This window comes from Longimicrobiaceae bacterium (assembly GCA_035936415.1).
GTDB lineage: Bacteria > Gemmatimonadota > Gemmatimonadetes > Longimicrobiales > Longimicrobiaceae > JAFAYN01.
Genome location: DASYWD010000016.1, coordinates 1 through 7,891, shown reverse-complemented (window position 1 = coordinate 7,891; position 7,891 = coordinate 1). Strand labels below are relative to the sequence as shown.

The following is a 7,891-nucleotide window of genomic DNA, read 5'->3' as shown; positions in this document are numbered from 1 at the left end:
GCCCACGGGGCGGGCACGCCGACGGGGGGCCGCCGCGTCCTCCGCGCCCCCGGCGCGGGCGAGCAGGCGCGCGCGGACCTCCTCCTGCCGCTCCGCGTCCATGGGGCGCGGCTGCGGAAGGTAGAGGGCGGCGAGGAGCTCGTCCTGCACCGCGGCGAGTGAGCGCGAGCACTCGCCGCACGCCCGCAGGTGTGCGAGCAGCGCGTCGCGCTCGGGCCCCGCGAGCGTGGCGAGGATCCCCTGGACCCGGTCGTGTTCGGGCGGGTTCGACGTCAATGAGCTGCCTCTTTCAGGACGGACAATCGCTCCCGGAGCTTCCGGAGCGCGAGCCGTGCCCGGGTCTTGATCGTTCCCAGGGGCTGGCCGGTGTGCGCCGCGATCTCCGACTGGCTCATACCCCGGAAATACGCCAGCTCCATCGTTTCGCGCTGGTCCGAGGGGAGGGTGTCCAGCGCCAGCGCCACCAGGTCGCGCCGCTCCGCCGTCTCGGCGCCCTGCAGGGGATCGCCCTCCGCCGCAACCGCCAGGAGCGCGCCGGGCGCCGCGGGCGATTCCGTCTCCCGCACACGGCGGCGCGCCCGCACCCGGTCCAGCGCCCGGCTCCGCGCGATCATCGCCAGCCAGGTGGAGACCGCGCCCCTCCCCTCCTGGTACCTCCCCGCCTGCCTCCACGCCTGCCAGAACACCTCCCCCACCACCTCCGCCGCATCGTCCGGGTTCGCCACCGCCTGCGCCGCCACCGAGTGCACCAGCGTGCTCCAGCGGTCGTAGAGCGCCGCCAGCGCCGCCTCGTCGCCCGCGGCCATGCCGCGGACCAGCGCGCGGTCGTCGGCGGGCCCCGGAGGCAGGCGCCCGGAGCGCTCCGCTGTCGGGGACCCTGTTGAAGTATACGCGGGGAACTGCGCAGTTGGATCCATGAATGTAGGCGCTCAGCGGGTCCCGGACAACTCGGGACACACCTTATGCAAGCGCCGCACCACGGGGGAGCAGAGAGTGCGCCGGAGGGAAGCTGAACCGGCCGAGCGGGGCGCGCGCACCCCGCCCGGCCGACGGACCATAGCCTCACCCGTGCCCGCCGGACTCGGTTGGCGGGGGTAAGGGTCGGGGTTCTCGGCTACGGCCGCGCTGCCGAAAAGCTGTCGTTCACCCGCGTACGCCGCGGGCAGGGACCTCGTACTGGTAGGGCTGGAACTCGCACCCGGGCCGGACCGGGATGTAGATCACGTCCGGCGTGCCCGTGGCAGTCGCGTCCGCGAAGACGCCCACGCCCTGGTGCTCCCCGATGCGCCTCACGTCGGTCGGCGAGACCACGCGCGGCAGGCCGAACTTCACGTAGCGCCGACGGTTCATCATGATCGGCTCGTTGTTGATGAACCAGGTCGCGCCCGCCGCGTAGGCCGGAGCCGTGGCCGGGAAGGCCATCGAGAAGCGCTGGCCCGCCACCATGGTGTCGCCCGTGGCCGGGTTGTACATCGCCTCCACCTCGCGCAGCGCGGTCCCCTCGACCACGCACACCCGGATCGTCTGCATCGCGGGCGCGGCCGGCGGCGGCGGGGGCGGCGGAGCGACCACCGGCGGCAGCGGGGCCACCATCGGCGCGCCGCCGAACTCCCCGAAGGCCGCCTTGATCCCCAGGACCAGGCGGGGAGTCACCGCGTAGCGGTCGTTCGCCACCCGCGCCGTGCCTCCCGTGGGGACGCGCACCGGCGGCACGAAGGCGTCGCCCACGTGGACCGGCGAGTCGTAGATGTGGGCCGCCGCCTCGAAGAACACCCCCAGGTTGGCCGTGAGCGAGACCACGTCACCGCCGATGCCGACCACCCCCTGCCCGACGGAGGCGAACTCCGGGTCGTAGGTGAGGCATGCGCCCTCCCGCAGGAGCCGCGGCTGGCAGACCTCTCCGCGTGGCCCCGTCTCGCCCGCGAGGTTGCTGGTCAGCCCGCCGCCGCCCGCCCAGCCGTACAGGTTGCTGGAGAGCGTCGAGAGCAGGGGGAGCCCCGGCAGGCGGAAGATCAGGCTCAGGTCGTAGAAGTAGTTGTTCAGCACGTAGCCGCTGTCGTCGCCCCCGTTCCCAGTGCCGCCGCCGTCGTTGCCGGCCTCCGGCAGGTCGGAGGGCATGTACGCGCCGTGGAGGCGCAGGCCGAAGTTCGGCGTCGCCCAGTAGGTGGCGTTCGCCCCGAAGATGGGCGCGAAGCCGATGGCGAAGCTCTCCTCCTCTCCCGTCGCGGTGAAGGTGCCGCCGGACACCGTGCCGGACTGGCTGCTGAACCACGGCGTCGTGTACGCCCCCCCCCCGTAGACCCCCAGGTCGAAGCGGCTCGCCCTCCGCATCATCTCCTGCGCCTCGGCCTCGCTCCCCGAACCCACCACCAGTACCACGACGGCGGACGTCAGCAATCGTTTCATCAATGCCTCTCCGCGAACCAGGTGAACGTCATCGGCGCATGAAGCGCCGGGGGACCCATGGCGAGAAGTGCTGGTCGCGGGACTCTCGCCCGACGGTGGACCGCCGCCCGACCGCCCTCTCCCTCCCGGCATGCTCAGCGCCCGGGGACCTGCCCTGCCCCCCTGTGGGGGTATACGCCGCGATCCGCCGGATCGGATCTGTGGCCTGGCTGTCGGTCCGGGGTCGGTCTGGCCGGCGGACCGGCAGCGCACCTACCGCAGCGACCGCAGGGCTGCGCGTGCCTCCGCCGGGAAGGTCGGATGGAAGCGGGGGTTCAGCTCCAGCGCGTGCTCCAGGTGCCGGCGCGCCGCCTCCCGGTTCCCCAGGGCCCGCTCGATCATCCCCGCGTGGAAGTGAAGGGTTGCGTCCTGGGTGCCCATCCGCAGCGCCCCCGACATCGCCTCCCGCGCCTCCGCGTACCTCCCCGACCTGTACAACGCCCACGCCAGCATGTCGTAGCCGAGGACGTCGCGGCGGGTGCGGATCTCTTCCTGGAGGATCGCCAGTGTCTCCGGGACGTGGCGGTCATGGTCCAGCCGGAACTGCGTCCACTGCCGGTTGAACGGCTCCGGGTTGTCGGCCGCGGCCTTCTCCACCCTGTCGTAGTAGCGCTCGGCGGCGTCCCGGTCGCCCAGCTGCGCATAGGCGTCGCCGATGGCGCCCAGGGTCCGGATGTCGGCGGCATCGCCGACCGCCTCGCCGTACGCCACCGCACGCCGCCAGTTTCCGCGATGCGCCTCCACTCGGGCGAGCGCGGAGACCAGCCGGAAGTCGGAGGGCTCCACCTGCAGCCCGTCGCGGAACGCCTTTTCTGCCTCGTCCAGGCGCCCGAACCGGAGCTCGTGCTCCCCGACCCGCAGGAAGTACCAGGCGGCCTGCTCCCGGGGAAGGTCGGTCCGGTACAGCGCCCGGTCGGCCGTGGCGTAGAGAATCTGCCGCTCCTCCGCCGGGCGGCCGGTCACCTCCGCCCAGCGCGCGAGGCGCGGAGCGACCGCCAGGTTTTCGCGGGCGCTCTCCAGCGAGCCGAGCGTGCGCCGCGCAGCATCGTACTCGCCCAGCTCCATCTGGATCTCGGCGAGAAGCGCCCGGTGCGCCGGGTCCTCCGGCCAGACGCGCACGAGCTCCTGGGCCGCCTCCAGCGCCTCCGCGAAGCGGTGCTGGGCCAGGAGGCTCGCGGTGAGGATGCGGGCCGCGCGGGAGTTCATCTTCACGCGGATGCCCAGGGACTCCCGCGCCAGGCGCTCCGCCCGGCGGAAGTCCTCGAACTCCCCGGTCTCCCGCGAGCGCTGCAGGTACAGGCCCGCGAGTGCCGCCCTGTCGGCGGCCGCCCGAGGGTCGCCCTCGACGCGCTCCTCGTAGAAGGCGATCTGCCGGTTGGTGACCTCCACGTCCGACATCTCGCCTCCGAGCGCGGCCGGGAGGACCGGCGCCGCCTCGGCCGGCGTGCCGGAGAGCCGCATTCCCGCCCACCCCGCTCCGCCCAGCGCCACGATCGTCACTGCCGTCGTCAGCAGTGCGGACCTGCGTGAAATCATCGTTGTCTCCTCCGGAACCGGGTCTCCCCCGCCCCAGTCGGGGCGGGGGGCCTCCCACGCGCCTCGACTCAGAGGGGCGGGGCCACGTACGGGAAGGTGTTCGGGTCCTGCTGCGGATCCGGGACGTTGTCGGTCGTGAGCCCCGGGCTCACGTTGTTCATGTTCCCCAGCGCGGCCCCGAAGATGACGCTGAGGCCCTTGTCCACGGCATCGTCGTTGTCCAGCTTGCGCCCGCCGTAGCCCGTGTTGTTCGGAGCGAGGACGTGGGTCAGCCATCCCACCAGGGCGGAATCGTCCGCGTTCGCGGCGGTGACCCCGGCGGCGCGGTTCGGGAAGACGGCGAGCATGTCCGGCAGCAGCGCGCTGGCGACCGCTTCCGCGTATGCGGGGTCGCGCCCGGCCACCCCGGTGATGAACCCCTTGACGTCGTCCTTGAAGAACCGCACGTCCGTGCGCGGATTCGTCGTGTTGTAGAAGCTGTGGAGGCGCTTCTCCAGAGTCACCTCGCTGACCAGCGGATTGCCCAGGCGCTCGATCTGGTTGAAGACCAGCCTCTGGTTGCCGACGCGGACGGTGTCCCGGATGGTGATCCGCACGGTGTCGGGCTTCTGCACCTCCACCAGCGTGCGAGTGTCCTCCCCGTCGCACGCGGCGCCCAGCGCCGCGAGGGCGAACACGGCCGCGAACGTCGCAGCCTTCTTCAGTATCCTCATCTTGCTCTTCCCCTGTTTCGAGTGGCTCATGAACGTTTTATCGGTCCCGGTTCAGCGGCCGATCGTGGCCCAGATCCCGAGCTTCGCGTTGGCGCCGGTCCCCGGGTTCAGCATGGACTCCGGCATCTCCACCACGATCGAGAGCGTGTTCGCCCCCGCGAAGAAGTCCTTGGGCTGGCAGCTGACGTCGAACGGCGGCGCGGCGCCGCAGAAGGCCGTGGGCATCTTGGCGTCCGTGGCCACGCCGGTCAGGAAGGTCGCCGGCCGGCGGTCCGGGAGGATCTGGACGAACTGCTCGAAGTCGAGATAGAAGGGGTCGTTGCGCGGGCCCGCGAACACCTGCATCCCGTTGGCGGTCGTGAAGTTCTGGTTGAACGGGTTGCCGGCCGAGACCGGCGAGGCGATCAGGCGGTTCAGCATCCCCGTGGTGTCGCCCGGCGCATTGTTGGGCGCCGCGGGCCCGAGCACGTTCACCCGCTGCGTGCCGTTGGTCATCTCGTCGAAGAGGAACTGGAGCACCAGGTCCTCCCGTGCATCCCCGTTGTTGTCGATCTTGAACTGGTACAGCGCGTTGGGGTCGAAGCCCCGGACGTTCCGCCCGAGGGCGTTGATCGGCGAGGCCACGTCCATCACCAGCACGATGCGGCCGTCGCTGGAGCCGGGGAACACGTACACGTCGTTCAGGTCAAGCGTGGGGCTCAGCTCCACCTCGGCGGTGTCCACGTGGTCGGAGCCCCGGGACTCCCCGACGTAGATCGCCGTGCCCGCCAGTCCCACGGCCACCAGCAGAGGGACCGCTCGGGAAGAGCGGGACAACTTCGGCATTTTCATCGGTGCCTCCAGTCGGATGAGGGTACGCGCGGGGTTTGTCCCCGTCACAAGGTCATACGTACGCCGGCACGCGATCGGATCTCTGTGCCGCGTCACGTGACCCGCGCCGAGGAGCCTGGCGGGCCGACCGGGAGAGATCCGGTCGGCGGGACCGCGCGTACACCTGTCGGAGCGCCACCCCACCACCGTCCGGCAGGAGCTGATATGGACCCGAGGTCCGCCCTCGTATCCGGGTTTCTGGTCGTCGCCCTCGCGTCTCCCCCGCCGCTCGCGTCACAGCAGACCGGAGCCTCACCGCCCGCCGCGTCCCCCGCGCCAGCCGACACGCTGCCCGGGCCCACCCCCCGGCGGGCGCCGGCAGCGGACTCCGCGAGGGGGGCGCCGGAGGGGCTCACGCTGGAGCCGCTCCTCGTCACCGCGGAGCGGAGCTACTCCGCCGCCTCTTCGCGCGAGGCCCGGGACCTCGACCTCCGGCTCCGCCCGCGCGACTCGTCCCAGGAGCTGCTGCGGCTCGTGCCCGGGCTGGTGATCGCGCAGCACGGCGGGGGCGGCAAGGCGGAGCAGATCTTCCTCCGCGGCTTCGACGCCGACCACGGCACCGACGTCGCCATGTCGGTGGACGGAAGCCCGGTGAACATGGTGTCCCACGGCCACGGGCAGGGCTACGCCGACCTTCATTTCCTGATGCCGGAGGTCGTGGAGCGGGTGGAGGTGCGCAAGGGTCCGTACGACGCCCGCGACGGGGACTTCGCGACCGCGGGCGCCGTGGTGTTCCACACCCGCGACCGCATTGGATCCCCGGTCGCGGCCGCCCGCTACGGGAGCTTCCGTACGGCCCGCCTGACGGGGATGGTGCCTTTCGGCGGAGATGCGTCGCGCGCGGGGGGATTCGCCGCGGCCGCCGTGCACGCCACCCGGGGGCCGTTCGAAGAGCCGCAGGGATACCGCCGCTTCAACCTCTTCGGAAAGTTCACGGCCCCGCTCTCCCGCGACGCCGAGCTGGTGGCCTCGGCGTCGGGCTTCGGGGCTCGCTGGGACCAGTCCGGCCAGGTTCCGGAGCGCGCGGTCCGCTCGGGGCAGATCGGGCGCTTCGGCTCGATAGACCCGTCCGAAGGGGGGAGCACGGAACGGTACGACGTCAACGTGGGGCTCCGGTCGCGCTCCGGAGACGACCGACACTGGGAGGTGCGGGCGTTCGCGGCGCGCTACGACTTCCGGCTCTTCTCCAACTTCACCTTCTTCCTCGACGACGCGGAGAACGGGGACGGCATCGAGCAGACGGACGACCGTCACCTGGGGGGAGTCTATGGGAGCTACGGGCGGGCCGCCCCGCTGCTGGGGCTAGCCGGGCGGTGGGCGGCGGGAGCGGGGACCCGTGCGGACTTCGCCCGCGTCGGATTGTTCCACCAGGCGGAGCGCGAGCGGCTCGACCCGCGGGTGGACGCGGGGATCCGGCAGGCCAGCTTCTTCACGTGGGCGCAGCGCGACGTGGAGCTTTCTCCGCGCGTCCGGCTGCAGCTCGGCGCGCGCGCCGACCTCTTCCGCTTCGCGGTCCAGGACAGGCTGGGGCCGGGGGAAACCGTGACGCCGACCGGGTCCGGCGTACGCTGGAAGGGCGTGCTGAGCCCCAGGGCCAGCCTGGCGCTCCAGGCGACCCCTTCCGCCGCGCTCTTCGCGAACCTGGGCTCCGGCTTCCACTCCAACGACGCCCGGGACGTGCTCGGGAGCAGGCACACGGACGAGGTGCTCCCCAGGGCCCTGGGGGCGGAGCTGGGGACGCGCCACAGCTGGCGCGGGGGGAGCGTTGCGGCGGCGGTGTGGGGGCTGGAGCTGGAAAGCGAGCTCGTGTACGTGGGGGACGAGGGGGTCACCGAGGCGAACGGCCGCACCCGCCGGATCGGAGTGGATTTGGAAGGGAGGGTCCGCCTCGCCTCCTGGCTCTGGGCCGACGCCGACCTGAACCTGGCGCGCGGACGCTACCGCGACCTCCCGGACGGAGAGAACCGGATCCCGCTCGCCCCGAGCCGAACCGCCGCCGGGGGCCTCACGGTTCGCGAGCTGGGCGCCGCGGAGGGGGGGCTGCGCTTCCGCTACGTCGGCCGCCGGCCGGCCAGCGAGGACGGCTCCGTCACGGCACGTGGATACACCCTGTGGGAAGCATTCGGCAGCTGGGCCGTGGGAGCCGTGCGGCTCGTGGCAGCGCTGGACAACCTGCTGGATGCGCAGTGGAACGAGGCGCAGTTCGCCACGACGTCCAGGCTCCGGTCGGAGCCGGGAGGAATCGGCGAGCTCCACTTCACGCCGGGGGCGCCCCGCTCGATCCAGGTGGGAGTGGAGTACCGGTTCTGACCGGCGGGGGGGGGGGC

General features: G+C 72.3%; 7 protein-coding genes. 1 reads left to right on the top strand and 6 read right to left on the bottom strand.

The annotated features are described in order from the left end of the window. From VGR37_00830 to VGR37_00805, 6 genes are all read right to left on the bottom strand, one after another. Positions 1–276: hypothetical protein (locus tag VGR37_00830; protein HEV2145938.1), on the bottom strand; the 276-nt coding region annotated here is incomplete at its 3' end. Further along, positions 273–917, bottom strand: a complete 645-nt coding sequence (locus tag VGR37_00825; GenBank protein HEV2145937.1) for a sigma-70 family RNA polymerase sigma factor — start codon at positions 915–917, stop codon at positions 273–275. The genes VGR37_00830 and VGR37_00825, both read right to left, overlap by 4 nt. A gap of 226 nt (positions 918–1,143) precedes the next feature. Next, complete coding sequence (locus VGR37_00820; protein HEV2145936.1) at positions 1,144–2,406, bottom strand: hypothetical protein; 1,263 nt, start codon at positions 2,404–2,406, stop codon at positions 1,144–1,146. Between the two features lie 252 nt (positions 2,407–2,658). Beyond that, positions 2,659–3,981, bottom strand: a complete 1,323-nt coding sequence (locus tag VGR37_00815; protein ID HEV2145935.1) for a tetratricopeptide repeat protein — start codon at positions 3,979–3,981, stop codon at positions 2,659–2,661. A 68-nt stretch (positions 3,982–4,049) separates the two neighbouring features. Continuing rightward, the gene (locus VGR37_00810) at positions 4,050–4,724 is read right to left on the bottom strand and encodes a DUF4331 family protein (GenBank protein HEV2145934.1); all 675 of its coding nucleotides are present in this window, start codon (positions 4,722–4,724) and stop codon (positions 4,050–4,052) included. Between the two features lie 21 nt (positions 4,725–4,745). Continuing rightward, positions 4,746–5,525 (bottom strand): DUF4331 family protein, encoded by a 780-nt coding sequence (locus tag VGR37_00805; GenBank protein HEV2145933.1) that lies wholly within the window; start codon positions 5,523–5,525, stop codon positions 4,746–4,748. A gap of 204 nt (positions 5,526–5,729) precedes the next feature. On the opposite strand from VGR37_00805, the gene VGR37_00800 reads away from it, so the two are divergent. Next, on the top strand, positions 5,730–7,874 hold the full coding sequence (locus VGR37_00800) for a TonB-dependent receptor (protein ID HEV2145932.1): 2,145 nt from the start codon (positions 5,730–5,732) through the stop codon (positions 7,872–7,874). The last annotated feature ends 17 nt before the right edge of the window (positions 7,875–7,891 follow it).

Coding starts and splice junctions, on each gene's coding strand:
- VGR37_00805 (HEV2145933.1), bottom strand. CDS start 5,525: ATGAAAATGCCGAAGTTGTCCCGCTCTTCCCGAGCGGTCCCTCTGCTG.
- VGR37_00800 (HEV2145932.1), top strand. CDS start 5,730: ATGGACCCGAGGTCCGCCCTCGTATCCGGGTTTCTGGTCGTCGCCCTC.
- VGR37_00820 (HEV2145936.1), bottom strand. CDS start 2,406: ATGAAACGATTGCTGACGTCCGCCGTCGTGGTACTGGTGGTGGGTTCG.
- VGR37_00815 (HEV2145935.1), bottom strand. CDS start 3,981: ATGATTTCACGCAGGTCCGCACTGCTGACGACGGCAGTGACGATCGTG.
- VGR37_00825 (HEV2145937.1), bottom strand. CDS start 917: ATGGATCCAACTGCGCAGTTCCCCGCGTATACTTCAACAGGGTCCCCG.
- VGR37_00810 (HEV2145934.1), bottom strand. CDS start 4,724: ATGAGCCACTCGAAACAGGGGAAGAGCAAGATGAGGATACTGAAGAAG.